This is a genomic window from Salinivibrio sp. PR6, assembly GCF_001995955.1.
GTDB classification, from domain to species: domain Bacteria; phylum Pseudomonadota; class Gammaproteobacteria; order Enterobacterales; family Vibrionaceae; genus Salinivibrio; species Salinivibrio siamensis.
Genome location: NZ_MUFA01000006.1, coordinates 133,806 through 158,273, shown reverse-complemented (window position 1 = coordinate 158,273; position 24,468 = coordinate 133,806). Strand labels below are relative to the sequence as shown.

Here is a 24,468-nt window from a genome sequence, read left to right as displayed (position 1 = left end):
GGGTTCACTGGGGCAAGCAGGTTGCCATTACCGCAATCGGAACGAATTAAGTGACGAACAGTTAGAGGGTAACCATGGTTAGAAAAATTGGTGTTTTGACCAGTGGCGGTGATGCGCCAGGTATGAACGCAGCGATTCGCGGTGTGGTTCGCAGCGCGCTCAGCGAAGGCTTAGAAGTATATGGTATTTATGATGGTTTTCTCGGCCTGCATCAAAACCGCATTGAGCGCCTCAATCGCACAAGCGTTTCTGACGTGATTAACCGCGGCGGCACCTTCCTAGGTTCAGCGCGTTTTCCTGAATTTGCCGACGAGAAAGTGCGTGAGCAAGCGATTCAGAACCTGAAAATGCACGGCATCGACGCCTTGGTCGTCATTGGTGGTGACGGCTCATTCATGGGGGCAAAGAAACTGACCGAAATGGGTTACCCCTGTATTGGCCTGCCGGGCACCATTGATAATGATGTTGCGGGGACGGACTACACCATCGGCTATATGACGGCGATGAACACGGTGATTGACGCCATTGACCGCCTGCGCGACACCTCGTCTTCTCACCAGCGTATCTCTATTGTTGAAGTCATGGGCCGTCATTGCGGCGATCTGACCCTGATGGCGTCGATTGCTGGTGGCTGTGAATACATCATCACCCCAGAGATTGGGTTGGATAAAGACAAGCTTCTCGCCAAAGTGAAAGAAGGCATCTACAAAGGTAAGAAGCACGCGATCATCGCGATCACTGAGCTGATGACCGACGCCAATGAACTCGCGAAGTTCATCGAGAGCGAAACCGGCCGCGAAACACGCGCGACCATTCTTGGCCATATTCAACGTGGCGGCCAACCCGGTGCCTTTGACCGCATTCTTGCCTCGCGCATGGGCGCTTACGCCGTTGACCTTCTGCAACAAGGTGAAGGTGGCCGTTGTGTCGGTATTCAGAATGACAAAATGGTGCATCATGACATCGTTGACGCGATTGAAAACATGAAGCGCCCATTCCGCGACGACTTGTACGAAGTTGCCGAAAAGCTGTTCTAACTCGCGGCGAAGCTTTCATCTATTGCTAAAAACGGAGCCCACGGCTCCGTTTTTTATTCTGAGATAGCTTGGGTGCAAGCCGCACTTATGCAAGCCGCGCTTATGCAAGCCGCGCTTGTGCAAGCCGCATTAGATCCCATCTCCCGAGATAAATGTCTTGTGCGAGCCATTAAATTCTTGATCCATATCCAGCGATGGCATGTGCGAGCTGGGGCGACCCACAATCTTGGCCGGCACGCCTGCCACCGTGGTGTGAGGTGGAACGGGGTTAAGCACCACAGAGCAGGAGCCAATTTTCGCGCCTTCACCGATATCAATATTACCCAGTATTTTTGCCCCTGCACCAATCATCACCCCAGTGCGGATCTTCGGATGGCGATCGCCGCCTTCTTTGCCTGTCCCGCCCAAGGTCACATCTTGCAAAATAGACACATTGTCTTCGATAACGGCCGTTTCACCGATCACGATACCCGTTGCATGGTCAAACATAATGCCACGACCTATGCAGGCAGCGGGATGAACATCCACTTGACTGGTCACCGAGATTTGGTTTTGCAGGTAGGTCGCGAGTTCTTTTCGTCCTTGACGCCATAGCCAGTTCGCAACCCGAAAACCTTGTAATGCATGAAAGCCCTTTAGGTACAAAAGTGGCGTTGAATACAGCTCAACGGCAGGATCACGTTCAACGGTAGCACAAATATCGCACGCGGCTGATTCCGCCACGCAAGCATCATTGGCATACACTTCTTCTATCACCTCTCGCACCGCCATTGAGGGCATCGAGGGCGTGGAAAGCTTATTGGCGAGAATATAGCTAAGCGCACTGGCTAAATTGTCGTGCTTAATAATAGTGGCATGGTAAAAACTCGCCAACATCGGCTCACGCTCTGAATGCTCACGCGCTTCTTTTTTCACTGCTTGCCAGACACGATCTTGTTGGCATTGTTTTTTGGCCTGATTCACTGCCTTCATCCTTATCCCAAATGATCTACCACTCAGGCGACAACACCGCCTCACGCCAGTGTATAAAAAAAACGCGCGGTTCTCACCCCGCGCGTTACTCTCTTCGATTTTTGCTGTTATTCGGACTTCTTGTCTCGTGCCAGCAAGTCGCGCGCGGCATGATGGGCCAATTTACCTTGATAGAGCACTTGATAAATCTGCTCCACAATAGGCATCTCGACGCCCGCGCGCTGGGCCAGTGCCCATACTTCTTTGGTGTTGCGATACCCCTCGACCACTTGGCCGATATTGTCTTGGGCACCTTGCACATCCTCACCTTTGCCTAATGCCAGGCCAAAGCGACGGTTACGCGACTGGTTATCGGTGCACGTCAGCACCAAATCTCCTAACCCCGCCATCCCCATAAAGGTATCACGGGACGCACCCAGCGCTTCACCTAACCGGGTCATTTCCGCCAAGCCCCGCGTGATCAAGGCCGTCCGTGCGTTGGCGCCAAAGCCAATGCCATCGGAAATCCCTGCGCCAATGGCAATCACATTTTTCACCGCGCCGCCAAGTTGCATGCCGATAAAATCATGATTGCCATACACACGGAAGCTATGTTGGCAATGAATGGTTTCTTGTAAATCACTCACGAACTCTGCGTCAGGCGAGGCCACCGAAATCGCGGTAGGCATGCCCGCGGCAAGTTCTTTAGCAAACGTAGGCCCCGATAACACCGCGAGCGGTATATCGTCGCTCAATTGTTCACGTGCCACGTCTTGCAATAAACGACCGGTTTCCGGCTCTAGGCCTTTAGTCGCCCAACACACACGAGAGTCGGCCCGTAAATGAGGGCGCACTTGGCTCAGTACATCACCAAATACATGGCTGGGGACGACCACAAGCAAATCGCGACTGGCATTGACCGCAACAGATAGATCCGCACAGAGCACTAATGAGTCTGGAAACGCCACATCGGGAAGAAACGCTTGGTTGGCGCGATCAATTTCCAGCTGTGCGATATGACTCGGATCGTGCCCCCATAACACCACGTTGGCGCCATTTCTGGCCAACGAGATTGCTAGCGCCGTCCCGTAAGAGCCGGCGCCCAGTACCGTAATGGCCGCATCTTGAGTAGGAGCAAGATCTGTCATCATCACACCTTACGCTTGCGCGTCTTCTTCGCTAGCTGTTTCGCCCGCCTGCTGCTGCAGGTAGTTCATGAACAAGGCATCAAAGTTAACCGGTGCCAGGTTCAGTTGCGGGAAGGTTCCTTTAACGACCAAGCTCGAAATCGTTTCACGCGCATAAGGGAAAAGAATGTTAGGACAGAAAGCGCCCAGGCAATGTGCCAATTGAGGCGACTCCATGCCTGACACAGAGAAAATACCACCTTGCTGCACTTCACAAAGGAAGGCATTACTTTCTTGGTTTTTCACCGTCACGGTCAAACGCAAGATCACTTCATAGATGCCTTCACCCAACTCGCGGCTTTGCGTGTCCAAATCAAGGTTAACGTCTGGCGACCAATCTTGTTGGAACACTTCTGGCGAGTTTGGCGCTTCAAAAGACACGTCCTTGAGAAAAACGCGTTGAATGGCAAAATTTTGCTCGGCTTGTTGGTTGTTTTCGGCTTCAGCCATGATGGTTCGTCCTTATTTTAAAAATTGCAAATGCGCCTGGCACATTAAAAAATGCGAGCCACCGCGTCATGCGGTCGCTCGAGAATTGAGTGAAGGATCACTTTTTCTTTTTGTTCTTGCCCTTACCGCTTTTGGCACGGACCAGCGGCATTTTGGCATCGTTCCAAGAGGTCAAACCGTCTTTAAGAATATAAACGGACTCGAAGCCTGCTTTTGCCAGTTGATTGGCACTGTCTGCCGCCATTTGACCGGTTTTGCATACCACAATGATGGGGTCATTTTTGTGTTTTTCAAGCTCACCAAACGACTGTGATTTGATTTCACTCGGCAACACATTAATCGCCCCCGTGATGTGGCCGGCGCGAAAATCATCATGGCCACGAATGTCGACGAACACCCCATTTTCTCGGTTGTTAAGGATCGCCGCGTCATTAGGGCCTACCACTTTATAGGCAGCCGTTTTTTGTTTAATCAGCGACATCAGTAAAGCGGCCGCCAAGCCTACCCAGACAAGGGTGAGAATCATGTTATTGGAGACAAAATCAATATATTCCTGCATAACCTTTGCTCTATACTGCTTGCTTGTCTCGCCGAGGGCGAGAGTCCATCAAGGGGTGAAAATGGTGTCGAGTATAACCTGCTCGCCATGGTTTTACAGCCTGCCGAGACGAAATCGCGCGTTTGCTCACTCATACGCACGTCCCCGCGTTTTCACCTTCCGCTCAATAACTTGAAAAGAAAGAAGGTTTCATCAATCGCAGAAATCGAGCCAAGCCATTCGCGCACAGCGGCGATCTTCGCCATAATGAGGGGAGTCAAGGGTCGAAGGCAAGTGAACCAAGGCTTGCTGGTTAACTTGTCAGCTGGGATAATTGATCTTAGCCTACATATCAGCCCGTAAAATGTTGTAAAATTACGCACACACTGAGCCCTGAAGCTAGCCATGCATCTGGCTCCATGCCTCAGTGGTTGCTCCATGACATCCAATGTCATTGGCATCCAATGTCAGTCTTTTGCTTGAATTAAGAGGACGTAACATGTCTGCGAAAAAACCACTTGCACTGGTGATTCTCGATGGCTGGGGTTATCGCGACCCACAAAGCGATAACGCGATTACCAACGCCAACACCCCTGTGATCGACAGCCTCATGGCCGAGAACAGCACACTGATTTCAGCGTCCGGTTTCGATGTGGGTCTGCCTGATGGGCAAATGGGTAACTCAGAAGTTGGCCATGTCAACATCGGCGCAGGTCGCGTGGTTTACCAAGACTTGACCCGTATTGGCAAATCCATTGCGGACGGTGAGTTTAACCAAACCCCAGCACTGACGGCCGCCGTTGATAAAGCCGTTGATAAGGGCAAAGCCGTGCATATTATGGGTCTGATGTCGCCTGGCGGTGTACACAGCCATGAAGATCATATTGCCGCCATGGTTGAACTGGCCGCAGAGCGCGGTGCCGATCAGATTTATCTACACTGCTTCCTGGATGGCCGTGATACGCCGCCACGCAGTGCAAAAGCATCACTAGAGCGCTTCGATGCCCTATTTGAAAAGCTGGGTAAAGGCCGTACCGCATCACTGGTTGGTCGCTACTACGCCATGGACCGTGACAACAACTGGGACCGTGTCGAGCGCGCTTATGATTTGCTCACCCAAGCGCAAGGCGAATTCACTGCGACCAGCGCTGTAGAAGGCTTGGAAGCGGCTTACGCACGTGAAGAAAATGATGAATTTGTCGCCCCAACAGAAATTTACCGTGACGGTGACAACAAAGCGACCATTAACGATGGCGATGCGGTTGTTTTCATGAATTTCCGTGCCGACCGTGCTCGTCAAATGACGCGCGCTTTTATGCCGGATTTTGATGGCTTTGCGCGTAAAAAATACGCGGAACTGTCTGACTTTGTGATGCTGACGGAATACGCCGCCGACATCGATACCACGGTGGCCTTCCCACCTGAAAGCCTCTCCAACACGCTTGGCGAATGGCTATCAAAAAATGGTAAAACTCAGCTGCGTATCTCTGAAACCGAGAAGTACGCACACGTGACTTTCTTCTTCAACGGCGGTATCGAGACCGTGTTTGAAGGCGAAGAGCGTGCCTTGGTCGCCTCACCAAAAGTGGCTACCTATGATCTGCAACCAGAAATGAGTTCAGAAGAGCTGACCGACAAGCTCGTTGATGCGATTAAGTCTGGTAAGTTCGATATGATCATCTGTAACTATCCAAACGGCGACATGGTTGGCCACACTGGGGTGTATGACGCTGCAGTACAGGCCTGCGAAGCCGTCGATCACTGCATCGGCCGTGTCTTGGAAGCCATCAAAGAAGTGGATGGTCAGATGCTGATCACCGCCGACCACGGTAACGCTGAGATGATGGTCAACGAAGAGACCGGCGGTGCGTATACGGCACACACCAACCTGCCTGTCCCGCTGATGTATGTGGGCAGTCAGCCGGTAAGCTTGAAAGAAGGCGGTAAGCTCTCTGACCTGGCACCGACTATGCTGGCATTAACCGGTATGGAGATTCCTGAAGAGATGACTGGCAAGCCACTGTTCGATCTGAAATAATCCCCCTATGCGGGAGAAACGAACACGCTTAAGCCAAACCCTCCGCGCCAGTGCATTATGCACTGGCGTTTTTCTCTGCCTGTTGATTGGCTCAGCCAATGCCAACTCTGAGCTAGAGGGAGTGAGCGATGAAATTGCCCGCCAGCAATCGCAATTGGCGGCGCACAATAAAAAGCTCAATGCGTTACAAAGCGATCTAAAAGCACAGTCGAAACGCATTGATACCCTGTCTAAAAAAACGCGCCAAGCTCAGCAAACCCTGCAGCAGACTGATGCTCAAATCACGCGCCTAAGCAAAAAGCAAGCGCGACTCAAACAAGAGATGATTGCCCAGCAGGCACAGTTAGCCGAATTGATCGACGCCCAATATCGCCAAGGCGAGCATGATCAGCTCAAACGCCTACTTAGCCAAGAGTCACCCACCAAGCTCGACCGACTCACGAAGTATGCTGAAGTGCTTGCAAGCACCATGCAGGAGGCGATCGAATCATTAGCTGCGACTCGCACCGATTATCAACTCACGGCCCACCAGCTCAAACAACAACGTGATAAGCAGGCTAGCTTGGTGGCAGAGTTAACCGAGAAAAAACAAGCACTGGAGCGGGAGCAAGCCTCGCAAAGCCAGACCGCGAAAAAAATCCGGGCCAAAATTGCCAGCGACAATGCTTATTTAGCTGAGCTCAAGACAAACAAGCAACGGCTGCAAGAGCAAATTGCCGCGGCCGCGCGCCGTGCACAAGTAAAAATGGCGGGCATTGGAAAAGCCAAAGGCAAACTTCACTGGCCCACCCAAGGGAAGCTGCTCCACCGTTTTGGTGAGCGTCAGTCAGGTGAAGTCTCGTGGAATGGTATCGTAATTGGGGCCAAACGCGGTACCGAGGTCAAAGCGGCGCATGCGGGTAAAGTCGTGCTTTCTAGCTGGCTACGCGGCTATGGGTTATTGATTGCCGTTGACCATGGCAAAGGGGACATGACCTTGTATGGCTACAACCAAGCTTTGCTAAAAGACGTAGGCGATACGGTCACTGCCGGGGAAGCTATCGCCTTGGTCGGCGATAGTGGTGGACAATCCACCCCTTCTCTGTATTTCGAAATTCGCCGTAAAGGCAACACTACCAACCCTGTGCCTTGGCTGGATTAAACACGCCCACCTCATCGGCGGGCGCGTTTGTCATCTAACAGAGCCCATCGCCATGGTTCAACATGGGCGCGGCAATCGTGGCATTTAGTTCTGCCAATCGAGGATCACCTTGCCTGATTGGCCTGAGCACATCACATCAAAGCCTTGTTGAAAGTCATCCACGCTGTAGTGATGGGTGATGATCGGGGTTAAATCCAACCCTGATTGGATTAACGACGCCATCTTGTACCAGGTTTCGAACATCTCACGGCCATAGATACCTTTGATCACCAAGCCTTTAAAAATCACTTGGTTCCAATCAATCCCCATATCACTGGGTGGGATCCCAAGCAGCGCTATGTTGCCACCGTGATTCATGGCCGTCAGCATGCTATTAAACGCCGCCGGCACACCAGACATTTCGAGGCCAACATCAAAGCCTTCACTCATCCCCAGCTCTTCCATCACTGATTCCAGCGAGGTATTGGCGACATTGACCGCACGGGTCACCCCCATTTTGCGGGCAAGCTCGAGGCGATACTCGTTCACATCGGTGATCACCACATGACGCGCCCCGACATGGCGCGCCACCGCAGCGGCCATGATCCCAATCGGACCTGCACCGGTGATCAGCACATCCTCGCCCACCAAATCAAACGAGAGCGCGGTGTGGACGGCGTTGCCAAACGGGTCAAAAATCGAGGCTAAGTCATCCGAAATCTCATCGGGGATTTTGAACGCATTATACGCAGGGATCACCAAATACTCGGCAAACGCCCCTTCGCGATTAACCCCCACCCCGACGGTATTACGACATAGGTGGGTACGACCGCCACGGCAGTTCCGGCAGTGCCCACAGGTGATATGGCCCTCACCAGAGACACGGTCCCCCAGTGAAAAGCCACGCACTTCTTGACCAATGCCGACGACTTCACCGACATATTCATGGCCGACCACCATAGGAACAGGGATGGTATTTTGTGACCACTCGTCCCACTTATAAATATGCACATCGGTGCCACAGATGGCCGTTTTACGAATTTTGATCAGCAGATCGTTATGCCCCAGCTCAGGAAGCTCGGCCTCCGTCATCCAAATGCCGGGCTCCGCCTTGAGTTTGGCCAAGGCTTTCATGGTTGTTTGTGTCATGACATTACCCAATCAATTTCATCTCTTTGCCCACTTTGATGAAGGCATCAATAGCACGGTCCAGTTGCTCACGCGTATGCGCGGCTGACATCTGGGTACGAATACGTGCTTGCCCTTTGGGCACCACTGGGTAGGAGAAGCCCACCACATAGACACCCTCTTCCATCATCCGCTCGGCAAACTCACTGGCCACTTTGGCATCACCGAGCATCACAGGAATAATGGCATGATCAGCGCCCGCTAAGGTAAAGCCCGCTTCCGTCATGCGTGCACGGAAGTGTTGGCTGTTGTCCCAAAGCTGCTCACGCAAGTGATCACTTTCGGCCAGCATATCCAGTACGCGAATAGAGGCAGATACAATCGCCGGTGCCAGCGAGTTGGAGAAAAGGTAAGGGCGCGAACGTTGACGCAACCAATCAATCACCTCTTTTTTGCCTGAGGTGTAGCCTCCTGACGCGCCGCCCATGGCTTTGCCCAAGGTACCAGTGATGATGTCGACACGATCCATCACTTGATGATATTCGTGTGTGCCTCGACCGTTCTGGCCCATAAAGCCGACCGCGTGAGAGTCATCCACCATCACCAACGCACCATATTGCTCCGCCAGATCGCACACAGCCGGCAAATTCGCTACCACGCCGTCCATCGAGAAGACACCATCTGTCACAATCAAGATATTCGCCACACCGGCCGCTTTCGCCGCTTTTAGCTGGGCTTCCAACTCGTCCATATCGTTGTTGGCATAACGGAAACGCTTGGCTTTACATAAGCGCACGCCATCGATAATCGACGCATGGTTTAGCGCATCAGAAATAATGGCATCGTCTGGGCCGAGAATGGTTTCGAATAATCCCGCATTGGCGTCAAAGCATGAGGAATACAGGATGGTATCTTCCATCCCGAGAAAGTCAGATAACTTGGCTTCCAGGGTTTTGTGCGCATCTTGCGTCCCACAAATAAACCGTACCGACGCCATACCAAAGCCGTGCTCATCCATACCTGCTTTGGCAGCGTCCACCAACTCAGGATGGTTAGCGAGCCCCAAATAGTTATTGGCGCAAAAGTTCAATACCTGCTGTTCATGATTGACGGCCACACTGGCCGCTTGTGGTGAGGTGATAAGGCGTTCACTTTTGTACAAGCCATCAGCTTTAACTTGCTCAAGCTGATGACGGATTTGCTGGTAGAAGGCAGCCGTCATCGCAATCTCCGTGCTGTGATGATTACTTTGGGAAGGCCGCCGCACACATTGTGTACGACGAATGAATGCTTGCTATCATGGCACGTTCACGCGTTTTGTGCCAATAAGGGGCGCGAGACAGTGATTCATATCGTGTAATCACTGACAAGCTGGGCGAATATCGCGCAATGCGACCATCGCCTAGAGAGATAGCTCAGTTCAATGTGTCCAGCGAGCGTGAGTCTTGGCGAACTAACTGCTGCTCGTAGTGGTCTATTAACGCAGTGATGGCCATTTGTCCCTGTGCCGATGTCAGAGGATGTAACAATGCCAGCATCTGCAAAATACCTTTGTAGATCACCCCTGCATGAATTTGCGTTTGGGGAGCTTGTGCACTTTGATAAAAAATCCAGCTCGACGCCACTTGCTTAAGCGTTTCTCCGACCGCAGACAAAGCGCTGTCATTGAGACTCAGCCAACCGGCTTGACGGTAATGATGCAAAATGGCCATCAAGTTGGTTTGTAGCTGTTGCTGCGCCCCAAGATATTTTTGTTGCAGTGCTTCGTCACGACGCAAAATGTCCGGCAAATTGGCGTAAAAAAACCGATAGCGCCACATCAAGCTAAAGGTCGCGTCCAAGTAATGCTGCAGCAAGGCTTGGGTATCATCACGAGGCTGACTAGGATCAAAGGCAAGGGCAAGATCTTGCGCGTATTGGTCGAATATACTGTGTATAATCGCTTCTTTATTACGGAAGTGATAGTAAAGGTTGCCCGGGCTAATCCCGAGTTCTGCTGCGATATGGTTGGTGGTGATATTCGGTTCACCATGTTGATTGAATAAAGCCAGTGCAGCATGGATAATTCGGTCTCGGGTTTTCATGTATGGTTCAGTCCTCTGCCCGGTTGATGCTTGACCATACTATCACAGTCAACAGTGATGGCGACGGGGTCTGTCGTCAGATAGAGATGAATTAGGTAACGATATGATTTTTGTGACTGGTGGTGCTGGCATGATTGGCAGCAACTTAGTAAAAGCACTGAACGAGCAAGGCTACCGTGACATCGTGGTGGTCGATAACCTCAAAGACGGCACCAAATTCGTTAACCTGGTTGACCTCGACATCGCGGACTATATGGATAAGGAAGATTTTCTTACCCAAATCATGGCCGGAGAGAACTTCGGCCCGATCGAAGCTATTTTCCACCAAGGCGCTTGCTCAGCGACCACAGAGTGGGACGGCAAATACATGATGCTCAACAACTACGAGTACTCGAAAGAACTGTTGCATTATTGTATTGACCGCGATATCCCCTTTCTCTACGCCTCGTCAGCAGCCACCTATGGCGGCCGCGACAGTAACTTCATTGAAGCGCCAGAGTATGAAGGCGCGCTGAATGTCTATGGGTATTCCAAGCAGCAGTTCGACAACTATGTCCGTCGTGTGCAAGAAGATGCCAAGGCCCATGGCGAGACACTGCCACCGATTACTGGCTTCCGTTATTTTAATGTGTATGGTCCGCGCGAACAGCACAAAGGCAGCATGGCGTCAGTGGCTTATCACCTCAATCAACAAATTCTAAAAGGCGAGAACCCCAAACTTTTTGAGGGCAGTGATACCTTCAAGCGTGACTTTGTCTATGTCGGTGATGTCTGCGCAATGAATATTTGGTTCTGGCAGCAACAGATCAGCGGGATCTACAACTGTGGTACCGGCCGCGCCGAGCCTTTTAGTGCGGTTGCCAATGCGGTGATTGATTTCCACGGTCAAGGAGAGATTGAAGAGATCCCCTTCCCCGAACACCTAAAAGGTCGCTACCAAGCGTACACACAAGCCGATCTGACCAAGGTACGTGAAGCGGGATACACCGCCTCCTTTAAGACCGTGGCTGAAGGTGTCGCCGCTTACCTAGCCGAAATCAATCGCTAATAAAAGCAATTCGTCCCCCTTGATAGTGGGACGCGAGAAAGAGCAATGACAAAACAGCGACACGATTACGACGCGCACGCGTATAACCCAGAGTTCTCGCGTGCTTACTTAGCGCCTAAATTCTGGGGCACGTGGCTGATGCTACTCATCGCAATGCCTTTCAGCCTTCTGGTGCCGGCGCGCGGTAAGCATCGCTTCGCACAATGGGTGGCGCGCAAACTGGTTAAAAAGAAAAAAGGCACGATCCTTAATGCCTGGCTTAATTTGGAAGCCTGCTTTCCCGAGAAATCCGCGCAAGCACGCGAAGCCATATTAGTCGACACCTTGACCACCGCAGGGGCTTTTTTGCTGAGCTTTCCGCTGATCACCTTGCGCAGTCGCCAGTGGTTTCAACACCACTGTGATGTGACTGGCATGGAACATATCACTCGGCACACTGATAACGACGAAGCGGTGATCCTCTTTGTGCCCCATACTTGGGCCATCGATGCAGCCGCGATTTTATTTGCCTCGCAAGGGCTCCCCGTGGCGGCATTCTCAAAACGACAAAAAAACCCGCTACTAGACTGGCTGATGCATCGCCAACGCGTACAATATGGCGGTAACTGTTATGAGCGCGAAGCAGGGATTAAGCCCTTTATCCGTGCAGTTAAGCGCGGATTTTTGGGATATTACTTGCCCGACGAAGATATGCGAGATGAGAGCAGCGAGTTCGTGCCGTTTTTTGCCACCACCAAAGCGACCTTGCCGAGTCTAGGCAAGTTAAGCAAAGTCACCCGCTCGCATATTGTCCCTGTGCTGTCAGGCTTTGATGCCCAGACGGGTCGGTTCGTCATCGAGGTTCACCCTGCGTTTAACGACTTCCCAACGGGAGACAGTCGCACCGACGCACGCATGATGAACCAACAAATAGAAACCATGCTCGACGGTCAGCTGGATCAATACATGTGGATCTTGCAGCTACTTCGTACCCGCGAGGACGGCCGTAATATCTACCAAGAAGCAAAGAGGAAACGGGCATCATGACCAGCGTATTAATCATTGGCCCATCATGGGTCGGCGATATGGTGATGTCGCAGTCTTTGTATAAAACCCTCAAGCAACAGCACCCGGATGCCAAGATTGATGTGATGGCGCCCGCTTGGTGCGCGCCGATTCTCGCGCGCATGCCCGAGGTTAATCGCAGCATTGAAATGCCACTCGGCCATGGCGAATTGGCACTTGGTAAACGCTACCAACTGGGGAAACGCTTAGCAAAACACGGTTATGATCGCGCCTACGTGTTACCTAATTCCGCAAAATCCGCACTGATCCCGTGGTTTGCAGGGATCCCGACGCGTACAGGTTGGAAAGGTGAAATGCGTTATGGCTTGCTCAACGACCTGCGTCCCAACAAGAAAGCGTTTCAATACATGGTTGAGCGTTATGTTGCCCTCGCTCACCCGCGCACCGAGATGCAAAGCTCTGCCTCGCTGGGTGGGCTCGACAACCTCCCTAAGCCGGCGCTAGACATCGATCCAGACGCCCAAGCGGCTGTCATCGCCAAACTGGGATTAAACCAAGACAAACCTGTGATTGGTTTATGCCCGGGGGCCGAGTTCGGGCCCGCCAAAAAGTGGCCAGAACAGCACTATGCTGAGGTCGCACGCCAAGCGCATCAACAAGGCTACCAAATTTGGCTTTTTGGCTCGGCGAAAGATGTTGAAACCTGTGAAAAAATTGCCGCTCTCGCAGAGCATGCGCCTAATATTCATGTATTGGCAGGCAAAACCAACTTAATCGAAGCCGTCGACCTTTTAGGCGCGTGTCAAACCGTGGTCAGCAATGACTCGGGGTTGATGCACATCGCCGCGGCAGTCAACTGCCAAGTGATAGCCATCTACGGCTCAACATCCCCCGATTACACCCCGCCGCTGACCAGTAAGGTCGATATTGTGCACACGGATATCGAGTGCCGTCCTTGCTTCCAGCGCGAATGTCCCCTAGGGCACTTAAAATGTTTAAACGATCTCGCCCCGAGCCGAGTTGTAAAAAGGATTCTACCGTGAGCAGTATCAGCATGGCATCATCCAGTTCTCGTTACCTGAGTCATCAGTTGTATTACCAAATCACCCGCTTTTTCCTATTCGGTTATGCCTTGTGTGCGATCGCATTTCCTGACGTGGGTGAAGTCTTCCGTGCCGGCTTTTTATTATTAAGCCTGCCCTTGCTTTATACCCATTGGCCCCAGCTTAAAAAAGACCCCATTGTCTGGGCGTTTTTTGGAGTCATTATCGTCCAGTGCCTGAGCTGGGCAAATAGCTTGATGCATATTCCTGACATTGCCAATGCCTACCCACATGTCGACCGGTTAGCAAAACTGTTTTTGCTCGTCCCCATCGGCCTCGCCTTGCAAGGGCGAAAAGACACCGTGATCGGGCTCGCCGCCTGCTTTGTTCTGGGCGTGTTCATTGCTTGCTATACACAAAGCGACTTCTCAAACCAAATTCATAAACTACTCCACACGCACCGCGTCGACTTTGGTTTAAAGAATGCGCAGTACACCTCGATGCTGGGCGGTGTGATTGCGATTATTTCGGCGTTTAGCTTTTATCTCGTCGACAAAAGTCGCTGGACGCTTCGCGCGTTCTTTGCACTTTCAGCCATCCTAGGCCTCGTATTGACACTGGTCAGCCAGTCGCGACAAGTGTGGCTTGCCCTCGCGATCGTCATCGCATTAACGCCGATACTGCTGTTCTTTGTGGGCGTCATTGAGGGAAAGAAGAAGTTGCTCTTAGGCTACGCGTTTGTCGTAATCACCCTGTTTTCAGTCAGTCAATCTGACTATATTCAAAACCGAGCACTAAAAGAGAGTGCTGTCATCTCTAGTGTTATCCAGGGCAACCTAGACAATATTCCGATGACCAGTGTTGGCGTAAGACTGAATTCTTGGTTAGCGGCTTGGGATGTATTTCAAAAGAGTCCCTTGGTAGGTTTGGGGGAAAATGGTATCGGGCATGTTATCTCTTCATCTGAAAAGCTATCCGCATTAAAGGCAAGTTCTCTTGGCTATAGAAACCTATCTCATTTACATAGCAGCCATATTGAATCGTTAGTCGCCTATGGCTTAGCAGGCTTTGCGTTGATTTTATTTACCTACTTCCAGCTCGCTACGCGTTGCTTTGTCGCTCGCGATACGTCGAAGAGCGGTAAGGTAGTCGCATTCTTCTCTATCGCCTTTTGTATCTACTGGCTAACGGTCAATGCCTTTGAAACCTTTAACAGCCGAAGCCTTGGCGTATTTGCCTTTGTGATTGTGTCAGGCTGTTTTTACTCACTGGCAAACATAAAAAACAACACACAGGATGAGCGCTGATATGCGTGTCGCGATTGTCGTCAATTGTCTGAAACTCGGTGGTATGGAGAGAGTCGCGGTTAATTTATCCGATGCATTCGCCGCCAATGGTGATGATGCCACGTTAATCTATCTCAAAAATCGACCTCAAGATATAAAGCCGACGCCGAATGTTGACGTCCGCCTGTTTGACCTTAAACAATCAGTGTTAAAAACTGGGATAGGTGCGCTTTATTATCTGATTTGTAAACTATTTAATGCGTTAATCAGCAAAACCTTCCCGCTGCTATTTGCTTATCCCAGTGCTTTTTTCTTCAAGCGAAGACTCCGACAGCTCGAAGCGGAAAAAGGACCGTTTGATTTGGTTATTTTTCGTGGTCAAGGCACCTTTGAACAGCTTTGGCCGCTGCATGATGACCGCTTTGTTTATGTCTGTGAAAACATTATCAAGCCACAGCAATATGGTATTTTCTCAGGCGTCATTTACCGAGCATTGTTCGATAAGAAACATATCGTCTGCGTCTCTGATGGTGCCTACAACACGTTCCAATCCCTGACTCAAACACATGCCATCACGCCGTCTCAAGCTAGAGTGATTAGCAACCCTAATAACGAGGTGTATATCCGTGAGCAGGCGGACAAGGTAGAGCCCGATATGCACCCTCGACCTTTTATTCTTGGCCTTGGGCGACTCACCCAAGTAAAGAACTTTACATTACTGGTCGAAGCATACGCGCACCTTGTTAAGACATATGATATCCATCACGATCTGGTTATCGTGGGTGAAGGTAAAGATAGAGACAATATCGAGGCGTCAGTAAAAGCACTCAATATTGAACATCGCGTGTTTTTCAAAGGTGCACGGAAAAACCCATTCCCATGGTTTAAACACGCCGATCTTTTTGTATTGAGCTCAAGATTTGAAGGGCTCGGCATGGTATTACTTGAAGCACTGGCCTGTGGCACGCGTATTGTCTGTACAGATTCTCCTGGCGGTGTGCACCAAATAATGGATGGCGAATTAAAGAAGTATCTGTGTAGTCAAGAGCAGATATCGATGTCAGATTGCATGAAAAAAGCACTCGATACCGGCTGGTCTCCGCAAGAGCAAGCATACGTTCACGATAAACTCGCTGAATTCAACCAAGCCACGATCGTCCAAAAGTACAAAGAGCTAAACCAAGCTGTCTTTCAGAGCACGAATCACAAAGGATAAACTCATGATCACAGGCGTCGTCATTACGCTCAACGAAGAAAAAAACATCAAAGCTTGTATCGAGTCGCTCCAGCAGGTGTGTTCTGACATTGTGGTGGTTGACTCGCAAAGCTCAGATCGCACTATTGCCATTGCTGAGCAGCTTGATGCGACTGTTATCACGCAGCCTTACCTCGGTGATGGCCTGCAAAAAAACGTTGGCTTGGCGCACACTGACAATCAATGGATCCTCAGTATTGATGCTGACGAACGTCTTACCGAAGAGGCAGTGGAGCAAATCCAAGCGCTAGATTTGGCCAATACTGAGCATGACGCCTTTGCCTTTCGCCGTCGTAATCATATTGGTAGCCGCTGGGTGAAACAGTGCGGCTGGTATCCAGATTACTGCATTCGCTTGTATAACAAGTCAAAAACCCGTTTTGCCGAGGTTAAGCAACACGCGGCAGTACAGGCTACAAATCCTAAACAGCTTGATTGCGATCTTATCCACTACTCCTTTGAGAACATCGGACAGCTCTTTGCTAAACCTGGGCGTAACTTTAGCGGCCGTGCCGCGAAAATCATGTATCAAAAGGGCAAGCGCGCCAACGCATTCTCACCGTTTATACACGGACTCAATGCCTTTATTCGCAAATATCTGTTTCAGCGGGGCTTTTTAGGCGGTGTTGACGGTATGACAGTCGCACTGAGCTCAGCCGTTAATAGCTACCTTAAATATGCCAAGCTCTTGGAGTTTCAACGCGATCCGACAGTATTAGAAAACGAAGACTTCAATAAGGTGTGGTGACAATATGCACATTTGTCACGTCAATCTTGCATCAGGTTTTAGCGGTGGTGAACGTCAAACCCTCACCTTGCTCCAGCAACAAGCCCAAATGGGCTATCAGCTCACCGCAGTGGTGAACCCCAAAAGCCCGCTGGTCAACGAACTTCGTGCGATACCTCAATGCCAGATCGTGCTTTGTCCGCACTATACTCGGCGACACGGGCGCTCAATCACCGCAACATGCGATCTGGTCCATGTCCACGAAGGCCGTGCCATTTATTGGGCGTTGCTTCAACACCTATTGCATCGTGTTCCCTACATAGTGACACGCCGTATTGATAACCCTTTAAAGAAAAAGTGGTTAAATCAATTTGCGTACCGCAAAGCCAGTGCGCTGGTCGGCTTGAGCTCGGAGATTCTCCGTCAGCTTGAAAAACATCATCCAGCCGCTCAACGGGTTAAGATCCCAAGCTCACCAGTTAGCTACCCGGTTTCACCCTCTCGGGTTGAGGAGATTAAATCACGATTCCCGAGGCAGTTTTTGGTGATTCATGCGGCGAACATGTATGCCCACAAAGGTTTTGACGTCACTATCGAAGCGGCTCGCAAACTTGCAAACCAAGACACCAACATCCAGTTTTGTTTACTGGGTGATGGCAAAGAACGCGCGTCACTCGAGGCGCAAGCTCAGGGGCTCACGAATGTGCAGTTTATGGGTAAACAAACCAATATGGGAGATTGGTTTTCGGCGGCAAATCTGCTCGTTCACCCGTCCTATACCGAGGGGTTGGGCTCAGTCATCTTAGAAGCGATGGCAGCAGGGCTACCCGTGATAGGCGCTCGAGCCGGCGGGATACCTGATATCATTGAACATGGGGTCACCGGACATCTCATTGAGCCAGGCAACGCCAATCAGTTAGCACAACATATCGCGGACATTGCTCAACAAGACGCGCTGCGAGCTCACCTTATTAAAGGCAGCCGCCAGCAAGCGGCTGCGTGTGATATCTCCCAAACCGCCATCACCTATCAAGATCTCTACCAACAAGTGATCACGCGCTAGCATCAGCCAATAATGCCTGTTTGACCTCAGGATAATGGTCAAGCAGCATGTTAAGTTGCTTATCATTGCCACCTTGGCGAATGTTCGCCTGCGCTAGACCAATCGCACGGTGCCGTTTTAAAGCAAGCGATGGATCGCTATATGGCACTTTCATGCACAGACTGCCTTGGCGGATTGCCATGATTTTTAGCCACAAGTCATCGGCGTTCGGCGCAAGCTGCATGAATAATGACTGATCGAGCACATCAGGATGAAGCGATTGCGGCGGATATAATATCCCCTCGCAGCCAGTGAGCATCAGATGATGACTGGGTGCAGAGAAGCTAGCGCAGTATTGCCAGCGTTTGTAGGGCCGCACTTCGCCACCACGGGTGGTGATTTTGTGTCCTCGATGCCCATAAATATGCCCCGGATGATGGCGGCAAGTGCGAATTAACCCTTCAATCATGCTGTGCGGATACATAACGTCGTCATCGACGGTTAAGATATAGGCCTCTGGTGCTAGTTTCAGTGTGGGAATGATCTTTTTATACGACTTGATATTGTCGCAATACCTCACCTCCAGCCCACGTTCACATTGTCTTTTTAGAGAATGAGGCAGGTTAACGTCACTGTATTCCTTCTCATCCAGCCAAAGAATGATGCGGTTTGGTGGGCACGTCTGCTGCGCCAAGGATTCGATAACCAAGTACACTTCGTGCACCTTCTCGGCGAACGAGGTTAAACTCACCACCAAGGGTGCATCAAAATAGGCTTTAGATGTCACCAGTGAGGCTGAATGAGAAAGCATCTGTTGGTGAAGTTGCTCTTGACGAAGACGCGTGGCAAAAATGCTTTCAATATCCCGTTGGTTCCGATGCCGCTGCTTCCGCTCTCTAATACTTTTCTTTATTTTTTTAAGCATTCCCATGTTATCGCTGTTGTTCTCCGCTAAATGGCGCCAACTTTAGCACAGTTTCATCATCGCTTAGCGCTCACAACATCCAAGGCGTGAGCTATTACCGACAATCAAACATCAACAAATACTCATCAAGGCGCTATCATGGCGAAGTGCCATCAATAGGAGCTAACTTGTGCGCTGGATATATACACTCTTACTCACACTTGCCGCCCCTTTTTTGCTTATTGGGCTGTACCGTAAACGGCCTGGTAAGCCTGCTGTTGGCGAGCGATGGCGTGAGCACTTTGGCGGTACGCCCAACGTAGACGGTCAGCCTATTTGGCTCCATGCGGTGTCGGTGGGGGAAGTTCTCGCGGCAAAGCCGGTGATCAGCGCGCTGCAACAAGCCTATCCAGACGTGCCGATCTTGGTCACCACCACTACCGCCACCGGCGCAGAGCAGGCCAGGCGTCTTGATGGGATCATACACCGCTATATGCCGGTTGATTTTCCTTTTTCGGTAAAACGTTTTCTTCGCGCGGTGTCCCCACGGGTGTGCGTGATCATGGAAACTGAGCTTTGGCCAAATACCTTGCATCATGTGGGTCGAGCGGGTATTCCCATTACGGTTATCAACGCCCGGCTTTCTCAAAAAGCTTGCCAGCGCTATCAGAAAATCGCACCGCTCTTTCAAGCCATGAGTAAACATATCGACTTAATCGTTTGTCAGCATCAAAACGACCAAGCGCGCTTTGCAAGCCTCGGTGTCGCTGACGACAAGCTTGCGGTGGCTGGCTCGGTGAAATTTGATATTAAAGCCGTGGATCCGGCGTTGGGTGCCACACTTCGCCAAGCGCGCGGTGATCGCCCTTGCTGGATAGGTGCCAGTACTCACGCGGGAGAAGACGCCACCTTGCTCGCCGCTCACAGTGTATTACTGCGCGATTACCCAGACGCGCTACTGATACTGGTCCCTCGCCACCCTGAACGTTTTGATGATGTTGCCCAGCAAGTGGCTAGCCAAGGCCTCAGTGTGCAACGACGCACCGAGGGTGAGCCGCTGGCACTCAGTACTCAAGTTTATCTTGGCGACACCATGGGAGAGATGATGACCTACCTTGCTGGCGCAGATGTGGTAGTGATGGCGGGCAGTTTTCTGGGTACCAAAGTGGGTGGGCATAACCTGCTTGAACCCGCGGCGTTAGGCAAGCCCCTTTTAACAGGCCCAAGCTATTATAATTTCCAAGTGATTGGCGATGCGCTGATTGACGCCGGCGCCCTACAGGTGTGTAACGACAGCCAAGATCTCGCTGCCAAAATCGGGGCTTTTTTCAGTGCCCCCGCCCTTGCCGCACAGGCCGGCAACGCTGGGCTCTCTGTGGTAGAGCAAAATCGCGGCGCGGTCGAGCGCACTTTGCAGGCGATCGCGCCCTGGCTTAATCATCCACGCTAGTGCTACTTGCGGATATGGTTGTAGCCTTTTAATACGGCAGCCCAATCCTCGGGTTGCCAACGGATCTGACGCTTCTCTTTTTCTTTTTTAAATGAGCGATGAAGGCGGGCAAGGTTATCCTCTTTCCACTGTTCGCCATCGCGCTGTTGGCACTTATCGAAGTCAATCAGCCACAGCTTTCCTTTTCTATCACGCAGGATGTTGTGGATATTCAGATCGGTATGGCACACGCCAGCGTCGTGAAGGCGGCGAACCAAACGACCAATGGCACGATAATCATGGGCAAGTAAGCTATTTTCACTCAAGATGGCGACCAGATCGCGCGCGCCTGGAATTTTCTCCACCAAGATATCAGCACGATAGGTACGGCCGTTTTTTACCGCGCGTGCAGCGACAGGACGAGGCACAGGCATTTTCTTCTCGCGAAGATAGGCCAGTAAATTGAGCTCAGCACCACAACGGGTCGCCTCCCATCCTTGAAACCAATACTGATCCTTCACGAATTTACCGAACAAACCACCGCGATAGTAATGACGTAACGCCATCTCCATTTTCGGCCCTCGGATAAAGAACGTGGTACCGCGCCCTTTGGCTGAACCGGTGACAGCGGCTTGCTGGTGCCAAAAATGAATATCAAAATACTGGCGAGGGTCGCCCTCCACTAAAGCCGGATCGTACCAAATACACTCGTTTTCGCGTTGCTCTACTTCTATACTCACGGTTTTTCCTGTTTGCGCACTCACGCTAGCGCACATTAGTGTACCTTGCTCGTCAATGGATTCACAGGCGATACCTCACGGGACCGTAAGAACAATGCGTGATGGACAAGGATTTGATAACCTCTTTGCAGATCAACGTTTTTAAGGAAAAGCTCGTGACACACAAACAGCATACACGCGTGATTTACCCAGGCACATTTGATCCCATCACGAATGGTCATTTGGACCTGATTGAGCGGGCAGCAAGGATGTTTGATGATGTGATTGTGGGGATTGCGGCTAGCCCAAGCAAAAAACCATTGTTCGATCTGGATGAGCGAGTAGCACTCACGCAAGCGGTCACCGCGCACCTTCCCAATGTCTCTGTGGTTGGGTTTTCAGGGTTGCTGGTCAATTTTGCCAAACAGTACCAAGCCAATATTCTGGTGCGCGGTTTGCGTGCGGTCTCCGACTTTGAGTATGAATTCCAACTCGCCAATATGAATCGTCGACTGATGCCCGCACTGGAAAGCGTCTTTCTGACTCCGTCAGAGGAGCATTCGTTTATTTCTTCTACCTTGGTCAAAGAAGTCGCGTTGCACGGCGGTGATACCAGTGAGTTTGTCGCGCCTAGCGTGCTAACGGCCTTACAAGAAAAGCTGCAAAGCAAGACGTCGTCATAAGGGCTGGCATTGTGGGCAAAAGACAGTTGCCCGCTGGCCGATGACTATGCGCTCAAGGGTCGTGTCACAGGTTGGACACGGCTCACCCGATTTTCCGTAAACGCGTAGCGCTTGAGCAAAGTAACCGGCCTTCCCGTCTACCTGCGTAAAGTCTTTTAGCGTCGTACCGCCTTGTGTGATCGCCGCGGCCAACACCGTTTTTATCTCATCCACCAGCGCCGTCGCTTCTGTTTGCGTCAGGCTACCGGCAGGACGTTTAGGGTGGATACCAGCACAAAACAGCGATTCGTTGGCGTAAATATTCCCCACGCCCACCACGACGGCATTGTCCATAATAAAGCTTTTCATCGCCATTTTTTTGCCTGCCGCCTTGGCCAGCAAATAATCTGAATTGAACGCATCGGTGAGTGGTTCAGGGCCGAGCTTTCCCAACACGGGATGCGGCAAATCTCCCTCCTGCCACAACCAGGCGCCAAAACGCCGCGGATCGTGGTAACGAATTAAGCGACCATTGCTGAGTGTCACATCAACATGATCATGCTTTTCCGGTGCCAGTGACGTGGGCAGCACCCGCAAACTGCCTGACATCCCCAAATGCACAATCGCAGTACCGACATCCGTCTCCAATAAAAGATACTTGGCGCGACGCGTGACGCGACGTATCACCTGGCCTTTCAACTGTTGTAACGTTTCGGGGATGGGCCAGCGTAACTTGGGCTGACGAATGGTAATCTCGGTGACCGTTTGCCCTTCGACATACGGCATGATACCTAAACGGCTTACTTCTACTTCAGGTAACTCGGGCATAACACAGCTCTTAATATTTACGACTTTGATAGCGGGAAAAGATACCGACTATCCACTGACACGGCTAACCATTGGCCGTGTTCGTTTTGCATCAACCAAAACTGGGGGTGTTGATAATAGGTAATGCGAATGGGCTCTTGGTCGGGGCTGCGAGTAAGCTCCAACGTACGGGGAGAGGTTAATTGGGGTCGCAACGACTGCAAGGTGCTGTCATCGATTTTTGTCCCAGTCAGCCCCAACCAGCGCTGAGCGAGCTCTGTCGGACTAATTACCAGGGGTTTATCCGATTGCCACCCCTCTAACGTACGCGTCAGGGTTAAATGGGAGAACCGCAACGACAGCACTTCACTGCGCGATTCAACCAGCGCGATTACCCCCTCAGGCGTCGCCCTTGCTTGGCGTTGATGGCGCAAATAATCTGGCAGCAGCATTAAGCCAAAAAAAACCACCACTGAGAAAATCAGGATGTTATTCCATGTCTGCCGCTTTAGCTTCATGTCGGTTCACCTGAGGACGTTACGCGTGTCCTCCGCAGTATAACCGCAAATGCGGCCAGATTTTAGTTATAAAAAAACCCAGCCGAAGCTGGGTCTTTCTCAAAGCGTCGATCAATTTACTTGATTTTGGCTTCTTTATACATAACGTGCTTGCGAACTACAGGATCAAATTTTTTGATCTCGAATTTGCTAGGCATGTTACGTTTGTTCTTGTCTGTGGTGTAGAAGTGACCAGTACCTGCAGAGGATACTAGACGAATCTTCTCACGAACGCCGTTTTTAGCCATTCTCTAATTCCTCTTATACGTTCTCACCGCGGGCACGCATTTCTGTAAGTACAGAATCAATGCCTTTTTTGTCGATGATGCGCATACCTTTAGTAGATAGACGCAGTTTAACGAAGCGTTTTTCGCTTTCTACCCAGAAACGATGAGTTTGCAGGTTCGGCAGAAAACGACGCTTGGTGGCGTTATTAGCGTGAGAGCGGTTGTTACCAACTACAGGACGCTTGCCAGTTACTTGGCATACTCGTGACATGAAAGTCTCTCCAAAATCGTTTCGGCTCGATATCAACCTTGTCCGCCAGTCCTGCATCGTTAAGGTCAGGTCGAAGGTCAAGGCTATCAAAGGTGGCGCATTATACTAACTGAATTCACATTGCTCAAGTCCCGAGCAGATCCTTTTATGCGCTTTTTGATCGTTTTTTTCGCCAATGGCGATCCTTAAGGGGATAACAACCAACCTCGCTCGGCGAACGATACCACATCTCCGTCCCCAATCACTAGGTGATCAAGCACGCGAACATCCACTAATGACAAGGCATTGGCAATTCTATCGGTAATATGTCGGTCTGCCTGGCTCGGCTCTGCCACGCCCGATGGGTGGTTATGGGCCAAAATCAGTGCTGCGGCATGCAACTCGAGCGCGCGGCGAACAATTTCTCGTGGGTAAACACTCGCCGCATTGTGCGTGCCTTCAAAAAGTTGCTCATCGGCTATCACGCGATGCTGATTATCGAGAAATAAAACGTAAAAGGCCTCGCGAGGCCGGTCGCGCAGTAACGTCGAGAGATAACGGCGAGTATGGTCCGGGCTGGTCAGTGCGTCGGTTTTGCTTAAGGTTTCTTTTAAATAGCGCCGGCTCAGCTCAAGCACAGCTTGAAGCTGAGCATATTTGGCGCTACCCAGTCCTTTTCGCTGACAAAACGCTCCTTGGTCGGCGCCCATCAGCGCCCGGAGCGAGCCAAAATCCTGCAACAGGTGGTCAGCCAGCGCTACCGCACTCATCCCTGTGACGCCGGTGCGTAGAAAAATCGCCAACAGCTCGGCGTCCGATAAGCTTTCCGCCCCTCGCGCTAATAAACGCTCTCTGGGTCGACAGTCTTGCGGCAAGGTTTTTAGGCTCATGGTGATCCCTCTTCAACGTTGCCGCCAGTTAAAGTAAGCCTCTTTCACGCCGCAATAGCTTTTCCATGTAACTGCGGCGCGCTC

26 protein-coding genes are annotated in these 24,468 nt (G+C 51.2%); 12 read left to right on the top strand and 14 right to left on the bottom strand.

Annotated features, from left to right (window positions below; genetic code table 11):
- Positions 1-74 precede the first annotated feature (74 nt).
- Complete coding sequence (pfkA, locus tag BZG72_RS06720; RefSeq protein WP_046074718.1) at positions 75-1,037, top strand: 6-phosphofructokinase; 963 nt, start codon at positions 75-77, stop codon at positions 1,035-1,037.
- 129 nt (positions 1,038-1,166) lie between these two features.
- Here pfkA and cysE read toward each other — a convergent pair whose 3' ends face one another.
- The 4 genes from cysE to BZG72_RS06700 all read right to left on the bottom strand — a co-directional run bounded on the left by cysE (position 1,167) and on the right by BZG72_RS06700 (position 4,184).
- Positions 1,167-2,000, bottom strand: coding sequence for a serine O-acetyltransferase (gene cysE / locus BZG72_RS06715; protein ID WP_231637427.1), 834 nt, complete (start codon positions 1,998-2,000; stop codon positions 1,167-1,169).
- A 116-nt stretch (positions 2,001-2,116) separates the two neighbouring features.
- A complete protein-coding gene (gene gpsA, locus BZG72_RS06710; protein WP_077666422.1) occupies positions 2,117-3,136 on the bottom strand; it encodes an NAD(P)H-dependent glycerol-3-phosphate dehydrogenase in 1,020 nt (339 codons plus the stop codon).
- Between the two features lie 9 nt (positions 3,137-3,145).
- Complete coding sequence (secB, locus tag BZG72_RS06705; RefSeq protein WP_077666421.1) at positions 3,146-3,625, bottom strand: protein-export chaperone SecB; 480 nt, start codon at positions 3,623-3,625, stop codon at positions 3,146-3,148.
- Between the two features lie 97 nt (positions 3,626-3,722).
- Positions 3,723-4,184: a rhodanese-like domain-containing protein gene (locus tag BZG72_RS06700; protein ID WP_077666420.1), complete on the bottom strand. Its 462-nt coding sequence runs from the start codon at positions 4,182-4,184 to the stop codon at positions 3,723-3,725.
- A 478-nt stretch (positions 4,185-4,662) separates the two neighbouring features.
- Between BZG72_RS06700 and gpmM the strand changes: the two genes are divergently transcribed.
- Both gpmM and BZG72_RS06685 read left to right on the top strand, forming a co-directional pair.
- Positions 4,663-6,201, top strand: coding sequence for a 2,3-bisphosphoglycerate-independent phosphoglycerate mutase (gpmM, locus tag BZG72_RS06690; RefSeq protein WP_046074712.1), 1,539 nt, complete (start codon positions 4,663-4,665; stop codon positions 6,199-6,201).
- A gap of 7 nt (positions 6,202-6,208) precedes the next feature.
- Entirely contained in the window at positions 6,209-7,342 is a 1,134-nt protein-coding gene (locus BZG72_RS06685; RefSeq protein WP_046074711.1) for a peptidoglycan DD-metalloendopeptidase family protein, read from the top strand.
- An 84-nt stretch (positions 7,343-7,426) separates the two neighbouring features.
- Here BZG72_RS06685 and tdh read toward each other — a convergent pair whose 3' ends face one another.
- The 3 genes from tdh to BZG72_RS06670 all read right to left on the bottom strand — a co-directional run bounded on the left by tdh (position 7,427) and on the right by BZG72_RS06670 (position 10,533).
- On the bottom strand, positions 7,427-8,455 hold the full coding sequence (gene tdh, locus BZG72_RS06680) for an L-threonine 3-dehydrogenase (RefSeq protein ID WP_100297960.1): 1,029 nt from the start codon (positions 8,453-8,455) through the stop codon (positions 7,427-7,429).
- 19 nt (positions 8,456-8,474) lie between these two features.
- Entirely contained in the window at positions 8,475-9,671 is a 1,197-nt protein-coding gene (locus tag BZG72_RS06675; protein ID WP_046074709.1) for a glycine C-acetyltransferase, read from the bottom strand.
- Between the two features lie 193 nt (positions 9,672-9,864).
- Entirely contained in the window at positions 9,865-10,533 is a 669-nt protein-coding gene (locus BZG72_RS06670; protein ID WP_077666419.1) for a TetR/AcrR family transcriptional regulator, read from the bottom strand.
- A 103-nt stretch (positions 10,534-10,636) separates the two neighbouring features.
- On the opposite strand from BZG72_RS06670, the gene rfaD reads away from it, so the two are divergent.
- From rfaD to BZG72_RS06635, 7 genes are read left to right on the top strand one after another with little or no spacing between them, the layout of a single operon-like run.
- Positions 10,637-11,581, top strand: a complete 945-nt coding sequence (gene rfaD, locus BZG72_RS06665; RefSeq protein ID WP_077606814.1) for an ADP-glyceromanno-heptose 6-epimerase — start codon at positions 10,637-10,639, stop codon at positions 11,579-11,581.
- 45 nt (positions 11,582-11,626) lie between these two features.
- Positions 11,627-12,607 (top strand): lauroyl-Kdo(2)-lipid IV(A) myristoyltransferase, encoded by a 981-nt coding sequence (gene lpxM / locus BZG72_RS06660; RefSeq protein ID WP_077606813.1) that lies wholly within the window; start codon positions 11,627-11,629, stop codon positions 12,605-12,607.
- Positions 12,604-13,629 carry a lipopolysaccharide heptosyltransferase II gene (waaF, locus tag BZG72_RS06655; protein WP_077606812.1) on the top strand — a complete coding sequence of 342 codons (1,026 nt, stop codon included), beginning with the start codon at positions 12,604-12,606 and terminating at the stop codon, positions 13,627-13,629. The genes lpxM and waaF overlap by 4 nt, the downstream gene beginning before the upstream one ends.
- The gene (locus BZG72_RS06650) at positions 13,626-14,936 is read left to right on the top strand and encodes an O-antigen ligase family protein (protein ID WP_158075452.1); all 1,311 of its coding nucleotides are present in this window, start codon (positions 13,626-13,628) and stop codon (positions 14,934-14,936) included. Before waaF ends, BZG72_RS06650 begins: the two co-directional genes overlap by 4 nt.
- A gap of 1 nt (position 14,937) precedes the next feature.
- A complete protein-coding gene (locus BZG72_RS06645; RefSeq protein ID WP_077666417.1) occupies positions 14,938-16,131 on the top strand; it encodes a glycosyltransferase in 1,194 nt (397 codons plus the stop codon).
- Between the two features lie 4 nt (positions 16,132-16,135).
- Positions 16,136-16,918 carry a glycosyltransferase family 2 protein gene (locus BZG72_RS06640; RefSeq protein ID WP_077666416.1) on the top strand — a complete coding sequence of 261 codons (783 nt, stop codon included), beginning with the start codon at positions 16,136-16,138 and terminating at the stop codon, positions 16,916-16,918.
- 4 nt (positions 16,919-16,922) lie between these two features.
- The gene (locus tag BZG72_RS06635; RefSeq protein WP_077666415.1) at positions 16,923-17,960 is read left to right on the top strand and encodes a glycosyltransferase family 4 protein; all 1,038 of its coding nucleotides are present in this window, start codon (positions 16,923-16,925) and stop codon (positions 17,958-17,960) included.
- On the opposite strand, the gene BZG72_RS06630 is transcribed toward BZG72_RS06635, so the two are convergent.
- Entirely contained in the window at positions 17,950-18,864 is a 915-nt protein-coding gene (locus tag BZG72_RS06630; protein ID WP_077666414.1) for a hypothetical protein, read from the bottom strand. The genes BZG72_RS06635 and BZG72_RS06630 overlap by 11 nt on opposite strands.
- A gap of 169 nt (positions 18,865-19,033) precedes the next feature.
- On the opposite strand from BZG72_RS06630, the gene waaA reads away from it, so the two are divergent.
- Complete coding sequence (gene waaA / locus BZG72_RS06625) at positions 19,034-20,293, top strand: lipid IV(A) 3-deoxy-D-manno-octulosonic acid transferase (protein ID WP_077666413.1); 1,260 nt, start codon at positions 19,034-19,036, stop codon at positions 20,291-20,293.
- Positions 20,294-20,295: 2 nt separating this feature from the next.
- Here the strand turns inward: waaA and BZG72_RS06620 are convergent, their stop codons facing one another.
- The gene (locus BZG72_RS06620; protein WP_241828666.1) at positions 20,296-21,006 is read right to left on the bottom strand and encodes a 3-deoxy-D-manno-octulosonic acid kinase; all 711 of its coding nucleotides are present in this window, start codon (positions 21,004-21,006) and stop codon (positions 20,296-20,298) included.
- Positions 21,007-21,125: 119 nt separating this feature from the next.
- Between BZG72_RS06620 and coaD the strand changes: the two genes are divergently transcribed.
- Entirely contained in the window at positions 21,126-21,674 is a 549-nt protein-coding gene (gene coaD / locus BZG72_RS06615) for a pantetheine-phosphate adenylyltransferase (protein WP_443508079.1), read from the top strand.
- Here the strand turns inward: coaD and mutM are convergent.
- From mutM to radC, 5 genes are all read right to left on the bottom strand, one after another.
- The gene (mutM, locus tag BZG72_RS06610; protein WP_069361920.1) at positions 21,669-22,481 is read right to left on the bottom strand and encodes a bifunctional DNA-formamidopyrimidine glycosylase/DNA-(apurinic or apyrimidinic site) lyase; all 813 of its coding nucleotides are present in this window, start codon (positions 22,479-22,481) and stop codon (positions 21,669-21,671) included. The genes coaD and mutM overlap by 6 nt on opposite strands.
- Before the next feature lie 17 nt (positions 22,482-22,498).
- A complete protein-coding gene (locus BZG72_RS06605; protein WP_077666411.1) occupies positions 22,499-22,978 on the bottom strand; it encodes a hypothetical protein in 480 nt (159 codons plus the stop codon).
- 116 nt (positions 22,979-23,094) lie between these two features.
- The gene (rpmG, locus tag BZG72_RS06600) at positions 23,095-23,265 is read right to left on the bottom strand and encodes a 50S ribosomal protein L33 (protein WP_046074696.1); all 171 of its coding nucleotides are present in this window, start codon (positions 23,263-23,265) and stop codon (positions 23,095-23,097) included.
- A gap of 13 nt (positions 23,266-23,278) precedes the next feature.
- Complete coding sequence (gene rpmB, locus BZG72_RS06595) at positions 23,279-23,515, bottom strand: 50S ribosomal protein L28 (RefSeq protein WP_046074695.1); 237 nt, start codon at positions 23,513-23,515, stop codon at positions 23,279-23,281.
- Positions 23,516-23,700: 185 nt separating this feature from the next.
- Positions 23,701-24,384, bottom strand: a complete 684-nt coding sequence (gene radC, locus BZG72_RS06590) for a RadC family protein (protein ID WP_046074694.1) — start codon at positions 24,382-24,384, stop codon at positions 23,701-23,703.
- Between the last annotated feature and the right edge of the window lie 84 nt (positions 24,385-24,468).